Genomic DNA, 17,942 nt, shown 5'->3' with positions numbered 1-17,942 from the left:
TGCCACCTTTACCGGGTGGCACGCCATAGTTGGTTAACGCCCGTCGCGTCGGTAACACGTTCCAGGCGCGACGGACCCTAGACCCCGGCCCCTAGACCCCGGCCCCGCGCAGCTCCGCGACGGTCAGCACCGCAGCCGCGGTTGCTTCGTAGCCCTTGTCCTCGGAAGAACCGGGCAGCCCGGCCCGGTCCAGCCCCTGCTGCTCGGTATCGCAGGTCAGCACGCCGAACCCCACCGGAGTGCCGGTGGTGACGCTGACGTCAGTAAGCCCGGTGGTAGCCGCAGAACACACGTAGTCAAAGTGCGGAGTGCCGCCTCGGATAACGACGCCGAGGGCCACCACCGCGTCAAAGTGCGGAGCCAGCCGTGCGGCTGCGACGGGAAGTTCGAAACTGCCCGGCACCCGGATCAGCTTCGGCCCCAGGCCGGCATCCTCCGCAGCGCGAAGCGCTCCGGCAATCAGGCCGTCCATAATTTCGGTGTGCCAGCTGGCAGCAACGATGGCCAGCCGAACGGGTACTCCGGCCAGGCGGATGCCACTGAGGTCGGTGGCGGGTGCGCCGTGTCCACTCATGATGAGGTGCTCCTTGGGTCGGGGGAAAGAGATTCAGCTCTGCTGCACGGGTTTGGTGCGCAGCAAGGTCAGATGGTGGTCCATCCGGTCCCGCTTGGTCTGCAGATAGCGCTCGTTCTCCGCACGGATGGGTACCTCGGATGGAACCATGGCCTCAACATCCACGCCGAAACGGCGCATCCAGTCCTGCTTGGCGGGATTGTTGGTCAGCAGCCGGATCCGGTGCAGGCCCAACTGGTGCAGGATGTCGGCAGCGGCTTGGTAGTCGCGGGCGTCCACGGGCAGGCCGAGCTGCTCGTTGGCTTCCACTGTGTCAGCACCGGCTTCCTGGAGCGCGTACGCCCGCAGCTTGTTCGCCAGGCCGATCCCCCGGCCTTCCTGACCGCGGAGGTACACAATGGTTCCCCCGTGCACGGCAATAAGCTCCATGGCCTGCTCCAACTGTTCCCCGCAGTCGCAGCGGTAGGAGCCGAACACATCGCCGGTGAGGCATTCCGAGTGCAGCCGCACCAGCGGAGCACCTTCGGCCAGCGGACCGGAATTTTCCGTCCCGGGCGCAGTCAGGGTCATATGTTCGACGCCGGTGCGTGTGTCGGTCCAGGCGGTGGCGGTGAAGTCCCCAAACGCGGTGGGCAGATGCACCCCGGGTCCGGGTACCACCGGCTGTTCGGCTGCTGCTTCGCTCATGATTCCTCCCCCATCCGTGCGTGCAGGTACTGCACCAGGTCCTCGATGGAGATCAGCGGAATACCGTGGGCATCCGCAAAGTCCCGCAGCGCAGGCAGGCGCATCATTCCGCCGTCGTCGTGCACCAGTTCGGCAATAACGCCCACCGGAGTGCAGCCAGCCAGGCGGGCGAGTTCCACAGCGGCTTCGGTGTGGCCGCGCCGCTCCCGCACCCCGCCGTCGGCCGCACGCAGTGGAAACATGTGTCCGGGACGGTGCAGTTCGCCGGGAACCGAAACCGGGTTGGCCAGTACGCGGGCGGTCAGCGCCCGGTCCGACGCGCTGATCCCGGTACTGGTGCCCTCGGCCGCATCGCAGGAGACGGTATACGCGGTGCCTTTGGCGTCTTGGTTGACGTCCGTCATGGGCGGCAGCTCGAGCCGGTCCGCATAACTGCCGGGCAGCGGCACGCAGAGCACGCCGGAACTGTACCGGACGGTCCACCCCGTCAGTTCGGGGGTGGCGTGCTGGGCGGCAAAAACAATATCGCCCTCGTTCTCACGGTCGGCGTCGTCCACCACGACGACGGCGCGCCCGGCAGCGATCGCCTCCACCGCCTCCGTCACAGGGTTCAGGACAATGTCAGTGTCAGCGGCGCCCACTTAGCCCTCCTTCGCAGCATCACCGGACACAGCATCGCCGGACACAGCATCGCCGGACGCAGCGTCCCCCGATGCCGGCTCGGCGGCAGAATGCGCTGGAGGCCGGGGATTGGCGAAGGCCAGCAGCCGCTCGGCGTATTTGGCCAGCACGTCCACTTCCAGGTTCACCCTGCTGCCCACGGACAGGGCACCCAATCCGGTTTCGGCCAGCGTGGTCGGAATCAGCCCTACCTCGAACCAGTGCTGTTCCGCGTCGGCGCCGCTGACGGCAGTAACGGTGAGGGACACCCCGTCCACGGCGATGGAACCTTTCTCCGCGATGTACTTCGCGAGCCCGGCAGGCACCGCGAAGCGCAGCCGGTCCCAGCTGCCCAAATGTTCCCGCTCGAGCAGCCGGCCCACACCGTCCACGTGCCCCTGCACCACGTGCCCGTCCAGCCGGCCGCCGGCGGGAACGCAGCGTTCCAGGTTCACCTTCGCGCCGGGTTCCAGATCGCCAACGGTGGTGCGCTTCAGGGTTTCGCCCATCACGTCCACGCTGATCGCACCGCCGCGGATTTCGGTGGCCGTGAGGCATACGCCGTTGACGGCAATCGAGCCGCCCAATCCCAGCCCGGCACCCGTCTTGGGTGCGGCGATCACCAGGACCGCGCCGTCGCCGTCGGGATTCTGTGCCAGGGAAACCACGCTGCCCTGTTCAGCAACTATGCCGGTAAACATTTATGCGTCCTCCGATTCTTCGGAAATGGCCGTAGCAGGCTGCAGCCGGAGCCGGAGGTCCCTGCCAAGGTGCGCCACGGCACCGCCGGCAGCGGAGTCCCAGCGCCAGCGCGGCGCCTGGCCGAGCGTCTGCACACCGATACCCTGCAGCGAATCCGTGCCCGCGCCCAGCAGCAGCGGTGCGGTGTAGACCACCAGTTCATCCACCAGCCCGGCACGCAGGAACGCGCTGGCCAGGATGGCGCCGCCTTCCACCAGCAGGTGCCGCACCCCGCGCCCGTACAGGTCCGCGGCTACCTCCGCGGGATCGTGCAGGGCCAGCTGGAGGAACCGCCCGTCGGTCCCGCGGACCGCCGCGTTTTCGGGGATCGGACGGCGGCCGACGACGACGCGCAGCGGCTGCCGCTGCGCGTCTGTGTCGTTTGCGGTGCCGTTCGGGGTGCCGTTCGGGGTGCCGTCCGGGATGCGGGCAGTCAGCCGGGGGTTATCGGCCAGGACCGTGCCTGTGCCGGCCAGGACGGCGTCCACCCGGGAGCGCAGTGCGTGACCGTCTCGCCGGGCCTCCGGGCCGGTGATCCACTGGCTGGTGCCGTCCGCTGCGGCAATCCGTCCGTCCAGGCTTTGGGCGATCTTGACCGTGACGAACGGCCGGCGCTCCGCCACAGCCGCAATCCAGCGCTCGTTCAACTCCGCGGCAGCACCGGCACCCAGTCCGGAGGCCACCTCGATACCGGCCGCGCGCAGGGCCTCCGCTCCCCCAGCCGCGGCATCACTGGTATCCGGTGCGGCGAACACCACCCGGCGCAGGCCGGCGTCGATGATTGCCTGCGAGCAGGGCCCCGTGCGGCCGGTGTGGTTGCAGGGTTCCAGGGTCACCACCATGGTGGCGCCGGTGACGTCTGCGCGTGCTGCGCGGGCGTTGGCCAGGGCATCGGCTTCGGCGTGCGGAGTTCCGGCCCCGCGGTGGTAACCGGTCGCCAGGGTGGCACCGTCGGCGTCGAGAATCACGGCCCCCACCAGTGGATTGGCGCCGCGGACGCCGCGCGCAGCCAGGTCCAAAGCTTCATCCATGGCGGCAACTTCGCCCGCAGTGAAGTCTTCGGGGCGCATGGTCAGCGTGTCCGGGGATCAGGCATGAGGACTTCCACCTGGGGCTTTTCGTTCTTTTTAGCCTTCCACCATACAAAGAAGCCGGCCAGGGTAAAGCCGCCGTAGAAGAGGTACATAAAGGCGGTGGCGTAGTAACCGGCGCTGAAGAGCAACGGCACACCCACAATGTCCACAGCCACCCAGATCAGCCAGAACTCCACCCAGCCCTTCGCCATGCCGTAAGTGGCCAGCAGTGAGCCGACGAAGGTCCAGGCATCGGCCCAGACCGGTTCGTAGGAGCCCAGGCGGGCGAAGACCGGAGTGAGGGCCACGGTGCCGAGCAACATGATGACCACCAGCCCGATCCGCTCCCGGCCGGAGGCCCACTGCGGGGTCACGGCGGCGTCGCCGTTGGTTTTGCTCTGCTGCCAGCGCCGCCAGCCATAGATCGACACAGCAACGAACATGATCTGCCGGCCGGCCTGGCCCAGCAGCGTGGCGGTGTCGGCGTCGCCGAAGATGGAGCCCAGGAACACTGTCAGCAGGAGCAGGTTGCCTACGATGCCCACGGGCCAGGCCCAGACCTTGCGCCGCATGCCGCCGAGGGCGCTGAGCAGTCCGAAAATGTTGCCGAGAAGTTCTCGCACCAGCAGCGAGCTTGAGCCCACCGGTATCTGTGCGTCAAAGAGCCACCGCAGAAAATCCATGTCGTCCTTTATCCCTAAGCTGCTGCTCCGGGGGGTACGACAGGCGTACGGCAGTGGGTGCGTCGCCGGCAGGACAACCCGAATGTGGCCAAAATCCGCGCCGGACCCGCTCAGCGGGGCCCGGAACGGACCCTTGCGCGGGGATCCCGAAACGGGTCCCCTTTTCAGGGTCGGCAAAGCCGGCGGAACAACAAACTGCACGTGCTTCTCCCATCCAGACTTTAACTGTCGGTATCGGAATTTCACCGATTCAACCGAACCGCTTCCCCGAGAAACTCGGTTCAGCAGTGCGGGTCGCGGACTATAACCGCCGGTTCGGAATTACACCGACCCCGGAGCACGTTTTGTTAGGAACTATTCTTGCACAGCTGCTTCGGCCGAAGCGCGCAGTTTACGGATAGCGTCATTAGGATCACCTGATCCGTAGACGGCGGACCCGGCCACAAAGACATTCGCACCGGCCTCGGCGGCCCGCTCGATGGTTTCCGCAGAGATTCCCCCGTCCACCTGGATGGCCAGCGGCAGGCCGGACCCGCGCACCGCGTCAGCGGCACGGCGGATCTTGGGCAGGGTGACGTCCAAGAACTTCTGCCCGCCGAAGCCCGGCTCCACCGTCATGATCAGCAGCATGTCCAGTTCGGGCAGCATGTCCAGGTACGGTTCCACCGGGGTGGCCGGGCGCAGCGCCATCCCGGCCTTGGCACCGCGGTCCCGCAGGTCGCGTGCCAGCTTGATGGGCGCCGTCGAGGCCTCCACATGGAACGTGACCGAGGCCAGGCCCGCCTCCGCATACAGCGGTGCCCAGCGGTCGACGTCGGAAATCATCAGGTGAGCATCCAGCGGCAGCTTGGACACCTGCTGGATCCGCTCCACCACGGGCAGACCGATGGTCAGGTTCGGTACGAAGTGGTTGTCCATCACATCCACGTGGACGGCGTCGGCAGCGCTGATCCGCTCCAGCTCGGCTTCAAGATTGACGAAATCGGCCGAGAGGATGCTCGGGTTGATGCAGCACTTGCTCACGTGTGTCTCCCTGGCTAGGACTGGTTGGATCTTGCGGCGGCTGACTAGATCTTGCGGCGGATGAGCGCCAGGAACATGGCGTCGGTCGCGTGGATGTGCGGCCACAGCTGGGCGGTGGACTCATGTCCGGCCTCCAGCGCACCGGGCAGGCTGACCGCATCCAGGGCGGCACCGGCGTCGAGCAGTTCGAGGTCGTTGCGCTTGCGCATCACGTCGGAGACGACGGCGGTGGTTTCGGCCGGGTGCGGGGAGCAGGTCACGTAGGCCACCACACCGCCGGGCTTCACGGCGTCGACGGCGGTGGTCAGCAGTTCGCGCTGCAGGATGCCCAGTTCGCCGACGTCGCCGGGCTGGCGGCGCCAGCGCGACTCGGGCCGGCGGCGCAGGGCGCCCAGGCCGGTGCAGGGAGCGTCTACCAGGATCCGGTCAAAGGTTTCGGGGTAGTCCTCGGCAATGGTGCGGCCGTCCCCGGTGCGTACGTTCCAGGTCTCCCCCGGTACGGCTTCCAGGGCTTGCCGAACCAGCTGGGCACGGTGCGGGGCCGGTTCGTTGGCCAGCAGGACGGCGCCCTGTTCGTGGGCCAGGGCCGCGAGCAGCGCGGCTTTGCCGCCGGGGCCGGCACACATGTCCAGCCACTTCTCCACGCCGTCCTCATCGATGGAGGAACCGTCGAGTTTCAGTTCGGCCAGGGCCCGGGCCACCAGCTGGGAGCCGGCGTCCTGCACCCGCGTGGTGCCGGCGCGCACAGAGTCCAGGCGCCCGACGTCGCCGGCGGAGAAGAGTGCGGAATCCTTTACGAGTTCCCCGTCTACGGCGCCGGCTTTGCGCGCTTCGTCCAGATCTCCGAGGCCGGGCAGGGCCACCAGGTTCACCACGGGCGCGTCGTTGTCGGCACGCAGCAGGTCAGTGATTTCGTCCACGCTGCGCCCGTGCGCCACCAGGGACTGGCGCAGGGCGCGGACAATCCATTCCGGGTGGCTGTGTTCAATGGCGGAGCGCTTCACGGCGTCCGGTTCACCTTCGGTGAGCAGCTGGACCCAGTCCTCCATGCTGCGGGCCGAAACCTTGCGCAGCACGGCATTGATCAGGGCGGAAGGTCCGGCGCCGATGACGGCGCGGGCCAGGCCCACGGTCTGGTCCAGGGCAGCATGGGCAGGCACCCGCATCGCGAGCAGCTGGTGGACGCCGATCCGCAGGGCATCAAGCACTGCGGGATCCAGGCGTTCCAGCGGCCGGTCCACGCACTTGGCCAGGATGGCGTCGTAGGTGCCCTGGCCGCGCAGCGCGCCGTAGGCCAGCTCAGTGGCGAACCCGGCGTCGCGTTTGTCCAGGCGGTGCTTGCGGATGCTCTTGGGCAGCACCAGGTTGGCATAGGCGTCCTCACCGGAAACCGCGCGGAGCACCTCGAAGGCCACCAGCCGGGCGGGATCGGCAGCACGGGTGCGCTGGCCGGGTGCTGCGGCGGTGCGGGTCTTCACGGCGGCGCGGCGGCGTTCGTGGCCCTTTTCGTTACGGGAATTCTGGGAGGTCATTCGAAGACCACGTCCTCACGGTTGGCGAGGCCGCGGGCCCAGTCGGCCCCCGGCATCATTTTCTTGCCCGCAGGCTGTACCCGCAGCAGTTCCAGGGCGTGCGATCCGGTGCCCACCAGGGCGGCAGCGCTGCCGCCGCCGCTGAATCGGACCTGGCCGGGGAGCAGGTCGGTGACGTCGGGGCGCAGGGCTGCGGCGCCGATCTTGAATCGGGCGCCGTCCCAGCCGGTCCAGGCGCCAGGTTCGGGGGTGACGCCGTTGATCCTTCGGCGGATAGCCAGGGCGGGCTGCTGCCAGTCCACGCGGGCATCGTCGATGGTCAGCTTGGGAGCCAGGGTGATGTCACCCTGCTGCGGGACGGCGACGGCGGCACCGGCGTCCACGGCCCTGAGGGTCTGGGCCAGGAGCACCGCACCGGAGTGCGAGAGCCGTTCCAGCAGGTCTCCGCTGGTGTCCTCCGGCCGGACGGTTTCGGTCATGGTGCCGTACACCGGGCCGGTGTCCAGACCGGTTTCCAGCAGGAAGGTGGAGGCACCGGTGACATCGTCTCCGGCAATCACGGCGTGCTGCACGGGAGCGGCTCCGCGCCAGGCCGGCAGCAGGGAAAAGTGCAGGTTGATCCAGCCGTGCCGCGGCACGGTCAGGGCCCGGGCCGGAACCAGGGCGCCGTAAGCAACAATGGCTGCGACGTCGGGCTCCAGGGCGGCGATGGCGGCAATGGCTTCATCGTCCACCTTGGATGCGCGGATCACCGGCAGGCCCAGCTCCTGGGCACGGGCGGCCACCGGCGACGGGGTCAGGACCTTCTTGCGGCCCAGCGGTGCGTCGGGCCGGGTCAGGACGCCAACGACGTCGAACCCGGCCTCCACGAGGGCATCCAGGGACGGCACGGCCACCGACGGGGTGCCGGCGAAAAGAACTCGAAGCGCCACGCGGACTAGGCCCCTGCCTTGGCGCCGGACCCGAAGGACCCGCCGCCAAAGGAGCCAGCACCAACCGAACCCCCGCCGAAGGAGGACCCGACGCTCTGCGCACGCTCGCTGACGGTGCGTGCGGCCACGGCGTCGTATTCACGCTGGCGGATGGCACGCAGTGCTTCCTTGCGGTCCTCGCCCTCGAGCCGGTCAATGTACAGGGAGCCGTTCAGATGGTCGGTTTCGTGCTGGAAGCAGCGGGCAAGCAACCCTTCGCCCTCGATGCTGATCGGGTTGCCGTGCAGGTCGACTCCGGTGACGCGCGCCCAGCGGAAGCGCGGTGCCCGGTAGCCGAGGCCGGGAATGGACAGGCAGCCCTCCAGCTGCTCTTCCTGCCGGTCTTCGCTCAGTTCCAGGACGGGATTGACCACGTGGCCCGACTGGCCGTCCACACGGTAGGTGAAGACCCGCAGGCTGACGCCCACCTGCGGCGCGGCCAGGCCGGCGCCGTCGACGTCCTCCATGGTTTCCTCCATGTCCGCTACCAGCTTGGCCAGTTCCGGGCCAAAATCGGTGACGTCTTCGGCCCGGGTCCGAAGGACCGGGTCGCCGAGGGTGCGGATAGTGAGGATGGCCATCGGGTGTTCGTTCCTTACTGTTGCTGCTTGGGATCGAATCCAGTCTAGTTGGCTCCGCCGCCCGCCGGGACGGCCGAGGGCTGGATGGGGGCCTCCGGTGCCGGAGCAGCGTGCGCACCAACCGGCGGCGGCGGCACGGGAAGCAGCGCCCGGCCCACCCCGATGGCATCCATGCTGGTCTGCCAGACCCGCCGCAGGGCGCAGAACTTGAACCAGTGCTGCGGCAGTACCGCGGGGTTGGCGCGCATGGGCCGCACCTCGGTCTGCCCCACGGCGACGCCGAGCAGCAGCGGTTCCTGTCCGTAAGCCCAGGGCTCCCAGGTGCCGGCGCCTGCGTCGACCAGGGATTCCTGCGCCTTCATGCCGGCCACCAGCTGCATCACCACCTTGTCATCCAGCGGCTTCACCTGGCCGTCCCGGTCCGTCTTTTTGGTTTTGTAGTCGATCAGGCACAGCCGTCCGCCGATCCGCGCCACCAGGTCCAGGGTTCCGGCGTAACCAACCTCGGCGTTCCAGACGGTAATCTCGGGAGCGATGGGCTGGACTTCGTAGAGTTTCCACCACTCGTCGAACCGGTCCGCGAACTGGTGCTCGCCGCGCGAGGCCAGGTCTTCTCTGGCACGTTCCAACTCATGCGGGCGGTCCAAGGCCCGAAGGGCAACCTGCTCGGCGTAGAAGTGCACGCGTGTGCCCCGCTCGGCCGCGGCGTCGCGGTAGCGCTCAGAGGCGGAGGAAGCGTCCTTGACCACGCCGCGCAGCGCGGAAGGGTTCCCCAGGGCGGCACTGAGCTTGGGATCCTTGACGACGGCGGAGGCCGCCATGTAACTGTGCCAGCCGTCCAGGGAGGTGGATCCCTGGGCGATCACCGTAGTAATAGAGGGCACCGTGGGCGGCTCCGAGAGCGACCGCGAGTACATCCGTCCGTATTCGGTAGCGTGTGCCAATGCTGGTTCAGTCATGTTTCCAGTCTGCCACCCGGCGGTGACACTCCGGGCGCAGGTCTGCCGGGACGGACCTTGTGTCCGGACCGCCTCATGCAGCTGGCCTCTACCGTGTGCCCCCGGCCCGAACGCGGTTGATCACTGCGTCCACCCGGCTGCGGATCTCCGCCCTGGTGCCGGCCAGTGCGAACGGAGGGCCGTCGTCGGTGGTTCCCCACGGTACAAGGACATCGAAATCGAGCTCACGGACCAGTGCCAGGCTGTCGAGGTAGGCCTGCCGCAGCGAAGGGTCCAGGACCACGGCCTTCCATTCGCCGTGCTCAATCCAGAGGAAATCTCCGGTGAAGAGGAACCGACCGTCGCCGCTGTCCCATAAATAGCTGGCGGTGCCGGCTGTGTGGCCCGGTGTCGGAATCACTTCCAGGTCACCGTCGATCATTTGCCGGTCCTCGAACACGCCGGCTACCTCCATGGCGGCAGCCACCTCGGCCCGGTCTCGGGAGTGCACATATACCGGCACATCCAGCCCCGGAGCGCCGTACATGGCTTCATGGGCGTGATTGATCAGCAGCCGGACTGCACCGCCCAGCTCCTCAATGGCTTGATGCGCGCAGCCGATCCCGGGCGAGTTGTAGATGATCACGTTGCCCGCGGGCCGTTGGAGGACATAGGAACGCAGCAGCACATTGTCTTGATAGGGCAGGCGGGCAGTTGGCGTGGCCAGCAGCCCCTTCAGGAGATTTTCCAGCTGGCTGGTCTCCGGCTGCGGCATCGCGCCCCTTCGTCCCGGTGGTGTCCAGTGGTCCAGGTTTCTGTTCCGACTGCACAGCATGCGCCTGCCGGACGGGATATGGAAGCGCCCAGACACAAAAAGGCCGCCACCTTCCCGTAAGGAAAGTGACGGCCTGTGCTGGTGGGCGATACTGGGTTCGAACCAGTGACCTCTTCGGTGTGAACGAAGCGCGCTACCACTGCGCCAATCGCCCAGCTATTGCTGTTCTTTTTCTACTTCTTGTCTATTTCTTGTTGCTGTTGCCTGCCGGTGCGCCCGTAAGCACTCCAACGAGTAAAGAGCCTAGCCCAGATCCGGCGGGAGTCCAAACCGTCTCAGGAACCGCACCGCAACCAGTGCCGATTGGACGAACCCGCAAACGTCCTATAGAGTTTTTCTTCGTTGGAAAGCGGGGGTTCGCCGCGGAAAGCGCAAGCGTTCCGAGGCAAATAACCCCTAACTTCTTCAATGCGGACGTAGCTCAGCTGGCTAGAGCACCACCTTGCCAAGGTGGATGTCGCGGGTTCGAATCCCGTCGTCCGCTCGCAAGTCACTGTACAAGCCGCTCCTGGTTCTCCCGGAGGCGGACAGCCAAAGCTTCACGCGGCGGTTACGGTGGGGTGGCCGAGAGGCGAGGCAGCGGCCTGCAAAGCCGTATACGCGGGTTCGAATCCCGTCCCCACCTCCACAGTGGATTGCAGCAAAACCCATTTATGGGCGCGATTGGCGCAGCGGTAGCGCGCTTCCCTGACACGGAAGAGGTCACTGGTTCGATCCCAGTATCGCGCACGACAGTACTGTTTTCAGTGCTTTCTTGCGGACGTAGCTCAGCTGGCTAGAGCACCACCTTGCCAAGGTGGATGTCGCGGGTTCGAATCCCGTCGTCCGCTCTCCCTGCTGCCTTTGGTTTTCCAGGAGTAATCCTGAACGGGCCGGGCAGCCGGGCGCGATTGGCGCAGCGGTAGCGCGCTTCCCTGACACGGAAGAGGTCACTGGTTCGATCCCAGTATCGCGCACGGACAGTTTCGACTGTCTACATTTGCGGACGTAGCTCAGCTGGCTAGAGCACCACCTTGCCAAGGTGGATGTCGCGGGTTCGAATCCCGTCGTCCGCTCTCCCCCGGTTTTCAGGCCGGAAAAGAAGGAACAGGTTTTCGCCTGTTCCTTCTTTCGTTTAAGCGCTTCCGAGGGGTGCCCATCCCTGCGCTGTGTCCGCACTGCTGTGCCTTGTGTACAGCAGATGCGGTGCCGGCCTCATCTCCCGTACAGCAGACGCCCCCTGAAGCAGCATTTGCCCGCATCAGCTGTACACAAGGCATACCGTCTGAGCCGGCCTGTCGACCCTGCCGACTCCCCCGCCGCGAGTTCACCCCCAGCCTAGGCGCCGGGGATGAAAAATTGCGCCCACAAAAGAAACCCTTGGCCGCTCCAGCGCCACGGCCTACCATGGAGGGGAACGGGAAACGAGCGGGTTTCCCCTGTGAAAGGAGGTGATCCGTGTCTGTATTTGACGAGCTCAAGGGCAGGGCCGGAGAGCTGAAGGGTAAGGCCGCCGGATTTGTGGGCGAGAACGCCGACAAGATCAAGGGCGGAATCGATCAGGCCGGCAACTTCGTGGACCAGAAGACGGGCCACAAGTACTCCAGCAAGATTGATGGCCTCCAGAGCAAGGTTTCCGAAGCGGTTGATAAGACCAACCGCGGCAAGGAGCCGGGAACCGGCAACGGTCCCGGACAAACCCCTCCGGTCCAGTAAGTCTTACGAGCACGACAAGAAGCGCCGGTCCCGCCGCGAGGCGGCACCGGCGCTTCCGCGTTTAATTGCTGGGAATCTTGCTAGGAATCCTCGCCGGTCTGGCCTTCCCGGGCCAGTGCGGTCAGGCGGGAGACGGCACGGAAATACTTCTTCATGTACCCGCCGGCCATCATTTCCTTCGTGAACAGCTGGTCAAATGGCACGCCGCTGGCCAGGATCGGCACGTCCTTGTCATACAACCGGTCCGCGAGGACCACGAAGCGCAGCGCCACCGACTGCTCGGTGATGGTCTGTACGTTCCGCCAGACGACGGCGTCGACACCGTCGATCAGCTGCCGGTAGCGGCTGGGGTGGACGCTGGACAGGTGCGCGATCAGTTCGGAGAAGTCATCGGCTGCCACGGTCTTGCCGCTGAACTCGGACTCCATCCGCTGCTCCAGCTCGGCGTCGTCCAGCGGCGCCGGGGACTCGGGCAGGCCGCGGTGGCGGTAGTCCTCGCCGTCGATGCGGACTACATCGAACTGGTCGGCCAGGACCTGGATTTCGCGTTGGAAGTCGACGGCGGCAAAGCGTCCCTCCCCCAGCGAGCCCGGCAGGGTGTTGGACGTGGCTGCGAGCTTGACGCCGGCGTCGGCCAGTTCCCGCATCAGCCGGGACATGAGCACGGTGTCTCCCGGATCATCGAGCTCGAACTCGTCAATGCAGACCAGCTTGTAAGTGCTCAGGGCGTCCACGGTTTTGCGGAAGGACAGTGCGCCTACCAGGTTGGTGTATTCCACGAACGTGCCGAAGGCCTTGGGGCCCTCCACCGCATGCCACAGCGAGGCGAGGAGGTGGGTCTTGCCGACGCCGAATCCGCCGTCGAGGTAGAACCCGGCCTTGGTCTCGGGCTTTTTGCCGCCGAAGAATTTCCGGAAACCGCTGGGCTCGGGGGTGTCGACGTCGGCGGCAAAGGAGCGCATAGCGTCCACGGCTTTTGCCTGTGATGGCTGCGACGGATCGGGGCGGTAGGAATCAAAGGACACGCTGCCGAACCGCGGTGAGGGGAAGAATCCCTGCAGCAGTTCGTTTACGGATACCTGGGGAGTCCGTTCTGTCAGGTGCTCCAGTTGTGCCACTGCGTGCTGTCCGTCCGTTTCGTGCCCGGCCGGCAAGGTCTGCCGGTTCTGATGCTCTTTGGGTGGCGGCATTTCGCCGCCCTGCAAACGATACGCCAACGCGCCCGTGAATGAGATTTGCAAGCCCTGGTGCACCCCGATCCCTAACCACGAGGGCAGCCCGACGCCCTTCTTCTCACGTTCGCGTAAACGCCGCGCACAGCCACGAGCGTCAGTGGTGAGGACATTCAGGGGTATCCGCGAAGTCCGATGCCTTGGGCTCTTTATTGCGTGATCGCCTTCGAATACGATTCCGCCGTGGAATCTTCCCCAAAGAAGTACGAAGCCGATCTCTCACGGACGCCGCGAACGGATGATCCGGTCGTGGAGTGGTTATTGCAAGGCGATCCGGCCATCCGGTGGCAGGTGTTACGCGACCTTCTCGACGCCTCCCAGGATGAGGTGGACGCTGAACGGGCGCGGGTGGAGCACGAAGGGTGGGGCGCCGGGCTGCTCGCAAGGCGTGCCCCTGACGGACGGTGGGCGGACGGGGCCTGCTTCCCGGATACCGCGGCGTTCGCCGAGAGTACGGCGCGGGCCCTGGCCGGCGGGGAACCACCGCCGCCGTTCCCTGCCGCCTTTGCAGAACCGACGCCGGGCGCACAACCGGGCGTGCAACCGGGCGGAGAGCCGGAGCAACCGTGGACCGCTACCTACCCGGTGCTGCTGGACCTGTGCCATCTGGGCGTACCACCGGACAGCGCGGTGATGCAGGAGACAGCGCAGCTGGTCGCCGACAACTGCAGGTGGGAATACGACGGATTGCCGTTCTTCGCCGGGGAAGTCGACTGCTGCATCAATGCCGGCACTATCCTGATCGGCATCTACTTGGGCGTCGACGTCGAGCCGGTGGTGCAGCGGCTCCTTGCGGACCAGATGCCCGACGGCGGCTGGAACTGCTGGGCCGAGACACGTCCGGCACCAGGATCCTTTTCCAGCACCCTTGATGTGGTGGACGCTTTACTGCGGTGGGAGCGGCACACCGGTGGATCCGACGAGGTCCACCGGGCACGCCATGACGGCGAGGAGTACCTGCTTCAACGCTCCCTGTTCCGGTCCTTGCGCACCGGCGAGGTGGTGGACCCGCGATGGCTTCAGTTCTCCTATCCTCCTCGCGGGCACTATGACCTGCTCAAGGCGGCGAGCTACTTCGCCCTGCGCGGCGGACCAGCCGATCCGCGGCTGGCTGAAGCGATCGACCATATCCGTGCGAAACGCCAGCCGGATGGACGGTGGCTGTTGGAGAATACCCACCCCGGCGCAGTCCACTTTCGTTTCGAAGGACCGGATGGCACGCCAAGCCGGTGGAACACCCTGAGAGCCTTGCGGGTTCTGCGCTGGTACGACGCAGCTAGTTAGAGAACGGAATCCGTCGAAGGGCGTCAACGACCTGCAGGACTGCCACCCGCTGGAGTGCTTCAGGCCGGCAGAGGATATCCACGCGCCGTGCCAGCGGCAGGTCGTGGATCGGTTTGAGGACAATCCCGCTGCCTGGCGGCGGGGCTGCGGTGTGGCGCGGCATCAGCGAGACGGCAGAACCGGCGGAGACAATCGCTGCCGCAATGAAAAACTCGTTGATCCGGTGCGTGACATTAAGGGGTTGCCCGGCGTGAACAGCAAGTGCCTGCAGGGCAGACGTCAGCGGAAAGCCGTCCTGGACTGACACCCATTCTTCAGTGATGAGGTCGGCGACGCTGACGCTTGGCTCAATGGCGAGAGGGTGTGTCTCTGACATTGCGACGTCGAGGGGCTCCCGAACCAGCGGCAGGACGGTGATGGATTCGGGCCATGGCGGGCTGTGCTCAAGGCGGTGGGCAATGACCACGTCGTAATCGGCGGCCAGGGCGGGAAAGTCTTCCTGGCCCACATCCCGGTCATGGCAGATTAGCCGCGGGCTATCCTCACCGGACAGCGCCTGAAGCAGGGGCCCGAAGTAGGTCAGGCCGGCGCTGTTGAAGGCGCACAGGTTCACCGTCGCGCGGGGGTCCTGGAGGTAATGGCTGACGGCCTGCTCGGCAGAACGCATGGCGACGCTGACATCAACGGCGGCCCGGGCCAGGGCCTGGCCGGCGCCGGTCAGGACAAGGTTCCGTCCCCGCCGCTCCGTCAGGGGAACCTCTGCCCGGCGCTGCAGCGCCGCCAATTGCTGCGACACGGCGGATGCGGAGACATGGAGCGCGCGGGCAACTGCGGCAAGGCTGCCTCGCTCACCCAATTCCCGAAGCAGCTGTAACTGATGCAGATCCATAAGGAAAACCTAAACCATCAGTTCATCAAATGCCCTCTCGTCTTATCTTTCCATTGCCATAAGACTGGTCAGGTGACCTTCCCCTCCCCGCGTCCCGCCCGGCGAATCCAGCCCGCCCGGCGAATCCGGACTGAACCGCGACGCCTGTTGTTTTCGCTACTTTCTGCGCGCAGGGTGGATCTCCTACTCCTGATGGTCGCTGTCGTGTGGGGCAGCAGTTATCTTGCAGCCAAAACCCTCACCGAGACAGTCGGCGTCACCGTCATCCTTTCCCTGCGCTTCCTGATCACCACGCTGGCCCTGGCACTCATCTGGCTGGTCGGGAACCGCCGTCGGCCCGGTCGCCGCGAGACGCTCGTCGGCGTGGTCCTGGGCCTGACACAGGCCGCGGTACTTCTCCTGGAAACCCAGGGAATCTCCGGTACCAGTGCCACGAATGCCGGGCTGATCATCAGTCTCGTGATTGTGTTTACCCCCGTCACGGAGAGCCTCGCCTTCCGCGTGCCGCTGCCGCGCATGGTCTTCGTGGCGGGGGTGGTGGCAGTGGTAGGTGTATGCCTCCTTGTCTCCGGTGACGGATTCGCTGCTCCGACGCTGGGAGACCTGCTTGTGCTGGCCGCCGCCGTCGTGCGGTCAATCCACGTCACCGCCGTCTCCGGCCTCACCCGGGGACGCGGTCACAGCGCACTGAATCTGACCCTGATGCAAAGTGCGGTCTGCGCCGTCGTATATAGCGCAGCCGACCACCAAGGTGTGCTCGAGGCAGTGCGCAGCTTCGACGCCGGTGAATGGATGGGTGTGCTCTACCTGGGGCTGGCATGCAGCGTGTTCGCATTCCTCGTCCAGGCCTGGGCCATCCAGCAGACCTCGGCGTCGCGGGCCAGCCTCCTGATGGGCACCGAACCTATCTGGGCCGTCCTCATCGGAATTACCATAGGCCGGGAAGCCCTTCCGCTGCCGGGCATCGCCGGTGCCGCACTCATCATCACCGGCACGTACCTGGGGCTGAGGTCCGAGACACGCCACCGCGCAGCGACGTCTCCAGCGAAACTCGACGCCGTCGGGACGCCGTGATCGCACTTCAACGGTTCGTCTTTAGCCGGTACCCGAGCACTGCAGCTGCTGCCAAAAGTGCAGTACCTAACCGACTGAGCCCTTCTTCCCACCAGCTATCGGTCTGGACGCCTGCGGCGAGGCCGACAGTCAACGTCAATACTCCGACCAGAACCATCACGATCAGCAAACGTCTGGCTTTCCGCCGTCCCGCCGCCGTCAACGGCTTCGGCGCAGTCTGCTCCTTGGAGTCCTCTCGCTCAAAGAGCAGAAACAACACGGAAGCAAAGAGGACTGCGAACATCGTCTGCAGCAGGAAAGGCCATTCTTCATCACCAGTCGTCGAGAACTGGACGGCGAGTACTATCAGCATGCCTGCAACTGAAATGGCCAGTGAAGCAACAAGTATGAGTCGCTTGCGGTCCCGCGCGAAAACGATCGGTTGACCTTTCGACCGGCCTCTTATGACCCATGCCCCACCGATGGCCGTGGCGCAGCCCCACGCAAAGAAGATCCAGGAAGTGACGGCTTCGCCGCCGGTCCCCTGGATCGCCCGGCTGAAGCTTGCATACACGCATATCAGGCTCAGCCCCAGCGTCAGGCTGCCGCACAGGATCCGTAACGGCGCTTCGCCGGGCTTCCTGCCGGTACGGACCGAACCATGTGTCATCGCAGCCTCCGCGGTCGCAGCAGTTCACCTTGCAGTGCATACTACTCACCGCCTGCTTCTAGCTGCCTCCGTGCCTGGAGCTGCGCACAGTGCTACTGCTTGGCCGGTTGGGGCTCGGCTCACGGCCTAGGGTATTGGCGCGGCGACCGATCGGGAACCATAGGCTCGGGCCGGCGAACGGGAAGGCAAGCACCGCGAGCACCCACACTGCCCGTGCCCCGGCGGTGAGGTGGGATCTGGACGCCGGCCGAAACGCAGCCAATACTCGACACATGACCCGTCGGCGCACCGCGAGCCCAAATGCGGACAACCCGCGCATCCGCGCTGAACGGACCCTGATAGGCCTGGAGTTCGGCACAGCCGCTGCTGCCCTCGGCGGCGGAATCCTGCTGGCCGTCCGGCCCGACGGCGCGTTCCTCCACGCGGATCCGCATGTGCTGCGGCGGACCCCGTTTACGGACTGGCGGCTGCCCGGCCTGCTCCTGGCCGCCGGGTGCGGCGGCGGATACCTGGCCACCGGGATCCTCCAGCTGCGCCGCCACCGGTCAGCCCGGCCGCTGGGAGTGGCGGCCGGCCTCAGCCTGATCGGATTGGAAGCCTGGGAAACCGCCTACGTCGAGTTCCAGCCGCTGGAGGCCGTGTTCGCCGTCGTCGGCGCTGCCGTTGCAGTGCTGGCGCTGCGCGTCCCCACCGGCCGTCCGGCACTGCGCCTCCCGACCGGGACGTCCCCGGGTTAGACGGGCATTGGAAGTTTTCGCCTCCCGGCGTCGTTAGGCTTAGAAGGAGCCAATATTCAAAAGCCTAGGAAAGAAGTTTTGCGT

The 17,942-nt window shown here is 66.1% G+C and carries 20 protein-coding genes, 7 tRNA genes and 1 riboswitch; of the genes, 10 read left to right on the top strand and 17 right to left on the bottom strand.

All coding sequences use genetic code 11. The features are described from left to right. Positions 1–91 precede the first annotated feature (91 nt). From ribH to QNN98_RS07710, 13 genes are all read right to left on the bottom strand, one after another. The gene (gene ribH, locus QNN98_RS07770; RefSeq protein WP_227926469.1) at positions 92–574 is read right to left on the bottom strand and encodes a 6,7-dimethyl-8-ribityllumazine synthase; all 483 of its coding nucleotides are present in this window, start codon (positions 572–574) and stop codon (positions 92–94) included. A 33-nt stretch (positions 575–607) separates the two neighbouring features. Next, positions 608–1,261 carry a GTP cyclohydrolase II gene (ribA, locus tag QNN98_RS07765; protein ID WP_283996707.1) on the bottom strand — a complete coding sequence of 218 codons (654 nt, stop codon included), beginning with the start codon at positions 1,259–1,261 and terminating at the stop codon, positions 608–610. Then, positions 1,258–1,902 (bottom strand): 3,4-dihydroxy-2-butanone-4-phosphate synthase, encoded by a 645-nt coding sequence (ribB, locus tag QNN98_RS07760; protein ID WP_227911068.1) that lies wholly within the window; start codon positions 1,900–1,902, stop codon positions 1,258–1,260. Before ribB ends, ribA begins: the two co-directional genes overlap by 4 nt. Beyond that, complete coding sequence (locus tag QNN98_RS07755; protein ID WP_283996706.1) at positions 1,903–2,622, bottom strand: riboflavin synthase; 720 nt, start codon at positions 2,620–2,622, stop codon at positions 1,903–1,905. After that, entirely contained in the window at positions 2,623–3,732 is a 1,110-nt protein-coding gene (ribD, locus tag QNN98_RS07750; protein ID WP_283996705.1) for a bifunctional diaminohydroxyphosphoribosylaminopyrimidine deaminase/5-amino-6-(5-phosphoribosylamino)uracil reductase RibD, read from the bottom strand. A 2-nt stretch (positions 3,733–3,734) separates the two neighbouring features. Continuing rightward, positions 3,735–4,418 (bottom strand): nicotinamide riboside transporter PnuC, encoded by a 684-nt coding sequence (gene pnuC, locus QNN98_RS07745; protein WP_227911059.1) that lies wholly within the window; start codon positions 4,416–4,418, stop codon positions 3,735–3,737. Positions 4,419–4,616: 198 nt separating this feature from the next. Beyond that, a riboswitch (FMN riboswitch) is annotated at positions 4,617–4,762 on the bottom strand. 10 nt (positions 4,763–4,772) lie between these two features. Continuing rightward, complete coding sequence (gene rpe, locus QNN98_RS07740; protein ID WP_227911057.1) at positions 4,773–5,441, bottom strand: ribulose-phosphate 3-epimerase; 669 nt, start codon at positions 5,439–5,441, stop codon at positions 4,773–4,775. A 44-nt stretch (positions 5,442–5,485) separates the two neighbouring features. Beyond that, a complete protein-coding gene (locus tag QNN98_RS07735) occupies positions 5,486–6,973 on the bottom strand; it encodes an RsmB/NOP family class I SAM-dependent RNA methyltransferase (protein WP_227911056.1) in 1,488 nt (495 codons plus the stop codon). After that, positions 6,970–7,905, bottom strand: a complete 936-nt coding sequence (gene fmt / locus QNN98_RS07730; RefSeq protein ID WP_283996704.1) for a methionyl-tRNA formyltransferase — start codon at positions 7,903–7,905, stop codon at positions 6,970–6,972. The genes QNN98_RS07735 and fmt overlap by 4 nt, the downstream gene beginning before the upstream one ends. 5 nt (positions 7,906–7,910) lie before the next feature. Next, positions 7,911–8,525, bottom strand: coding sequence for a peptide deformylase (gene def, locus QNN98_RS07725; RefSeq protein WP_227926476.1), 615 nt, complete (start codon positions 8,523–8,525; stop codon positions 7,911–7,913). 44 nt (positions 8,526–8,569) lie between these two features. Beyond that, positions 8,570–9,484 carry a PD-(D/E)XK nuclease family protein gene (locus tag QNN98_RS07720; protein WP_283996703.1) on the bottom strand — a complete coding sequence of 305 codons (915 nt, stop codon included), beginning with the start codon at positions 9,482–9,484 and terminating at the stop codon, positions 8,570–8,572. 88 nt (positions 9,485–9,572) lie between these two features. Further along, positions 9,573–10,238, bottom strand: a complete 666-nt coding sequence (locus tag QNN98_RS07715) for an MBL fold metallo-hydrolase (protein WP_283996702.1) — start codon at positions 10,236–10,238, stop codon at positions 9,573–9,575. A 139-nt stretch (positions 10,239–10,377) separates the two neighbouring features. Then, positions 10,378–10,452, bottom strand: a tRNA-Val gene (locus QNN98_RS07710). Between the two features lie 256 nt (positions 10,453–10,708). Here QNN98_RS07710 and QNN98_RS07705 point away from each other — a divergent pair. The 7 genes from QNN98_RS07705 to QNN98_RS07675 all read left to right on the top strand — a co-directional run bounded on the left by QNN98_RS07705 (position 10,709) and on the right by QNN98_RS07675 (position 11,993). Then, a tRNA-Gly gene (locus tag QNN98_RS07705) sits at positions 10,709–10,782 on the top strand. Positions 10,783–10,852: 70 nt separating this feature from the next. Beyond that, a tRNA-Cys gene (locus QNN98_RS07700) sits at positions 10,853–10,926 on the top strand. 29 nt (positions 10,927–10,955) lie between these two features. Next, a tRNA-Val gene (locus QNN98_RS07695) sits at positions 10,956–11,027 on the top strand. Positions 11,028–11,054: 27 nt separating this feature from the next. Continuing rightward, positions 11,055–11,128 (top strand) — tRNA-Gly (locus tag QNN98_RS07690). Positions 11,129–11,182: 54 nt separating this feature from the next. Further along, positions 11,183–11,254: transfer RNA gene (locus QNN98_RS07685), tRNA-Val, on the top strand. A gap of 25 nt (positions 11,255–11,279) precedes the next feature. After that, positions 11,280–11,353, top strand: a tRNA-Gly gene (locus QNN98_RS07680). A 382-nt stretch (positions 11,354–11,735) separates the two neighbouring features. Beyond that, positions 11,736–11,993, top strand: coding sequence for an antitoxin (locus QNN98_RS07675; RefSeq protein ID WP_227911046.1), 258 nt, complete (start codon positions 11,736–11,738; stop codon positions 11,991–11,993). An 80-nt stretch (positions 11,994–12,073) separates the two neighbouring features. On the opposite strand, the gene zapE is transcribed toward QNN98_RS07675, so the two are convergent. Beyond that, the gene (zapE, locus tag QNN98_RS07670) at positions 12,074–13,111 is read right to left on the bottom strand and encodes a cell division protein ZapE (RefSeq protein WP_227926601.1); all 1,038 of its coding nucleotides are present in this window, start codon (positions 13,109–13,111) and stop codon (positions 12,074–12,076) included. Positions 13,112–13,408: 297 nt separating this feature from the next. Between zapE and QNN98_RS07665 the strand changes: the two genes are divergently transcribed. After that, positions 13,409–14,509, top strand: a complete 1,101-nt coding sequence (locus QNN98_RS07665; RefSeq protein WP_283996701.1) for a prenyltransferase/squalene oxidase repeat-containing protein — start codon at positions 13,409–13,411, stop codon at positions 14,507–14,509. Here QNN98_RS07665 and QNN98_RS07660 read toward each other — a convergent pair. Then, positions 14,502–15,398 carry a LysR family transcriptional regulator gene (locus QNN98_RS07660; protein WP_283996700.1) on the bottom strand — a complete coding sequence of 299 codons (897 nt, stop codon included), beginning with the start codon at positions 15,396–15,398 and terminating at the stop codon, positions 14,502–14,504. The genes QNN98_RS07665 and QNN98_RS07660 overlap by 8 nt on opposite strands. Before the next feature lie 174 nt (positions 15,399–15,572). Between QNN98_RS07660 and QNN98_RS07655 the strand changes: the two genes are divergently transcribed. Further along, positions 15,573–16,472: a DMT family transporter gene (locus QNN98_RS07655; protein WP_502864640.1), complete on the top strand. Its 900-nt coding sequence runs from the start codon at positions 15,573–15,575 to the stop codon at positions 16,470–16,472. A gap of 7 nt (positions 16,473–16,479) precedes the next feature. Here QNN98_RS07655 and QNN98_RS07650 read toward each other — a convergent pair whose 3' ends face one another. Together QNN98_RS07650 and QNN98_RS16515 are read right to left on the bottom strand one after the other, a co-directional pair. After that, positions 16,480–17,121: a hypothetical protein gene (locus QNN98_RS07650; protein ID WP_227911038.1), complete on the bottom strand. Its 642-nt coding sequence runs from the start codon at positions 17,119–17,121 to the stop codon at positions 16,480–16,482. Between the two features lie 58 nt (positions 17,122–17,179). Further along, on the bottom strand, positions 17,180–17,395 hold the full coding sequence (locus QNN98_RS16515; protein WP_502864639.1) for a PLD nuclease N-terminal domain-containing protein: 216 nt from the start codon (positions 17,393–17,395) through the stop codon (positions 17,180–17,182). Here QNN98_RS16515 and QNN98_RS07645 point away from each other — a divergent pair. Next, the gene (locus QNN98_RS07645) at positions 17,394–17,858 is read left to right on the top strand and encodes a hypothetical protein (RefSeq protein ID WP_283996698.1); all 465 of its coding nucleotides are present in this window, start codon (positions 17,394–17,396) and stop codon (positions 17,856–17,858) included. The two genes, QNN98_RS16515 and QNN98_RS07645, sit on opposite strands and share 2 nt — an antisense overlap. The last annotated feature ends 84 nt before the right edge of the window (positions 17,859–17,942 follow it).

The sequence above is a fragment of the Arthrobacter sp. zg-Y1143 genome, from assembly GCF_030125565.1.
Classification (GTDB): domain Bacteria; phylum Actinomycetota; class Actinomycetes; order Actinomycetales; family Micrococcaceae; genus Arthrobacter_B.
The sequence above is the reverse complement of the archived record's forward strand: the minus strand, read 5'-3'. Positions and strand labels throughout refer to the sequence as shown.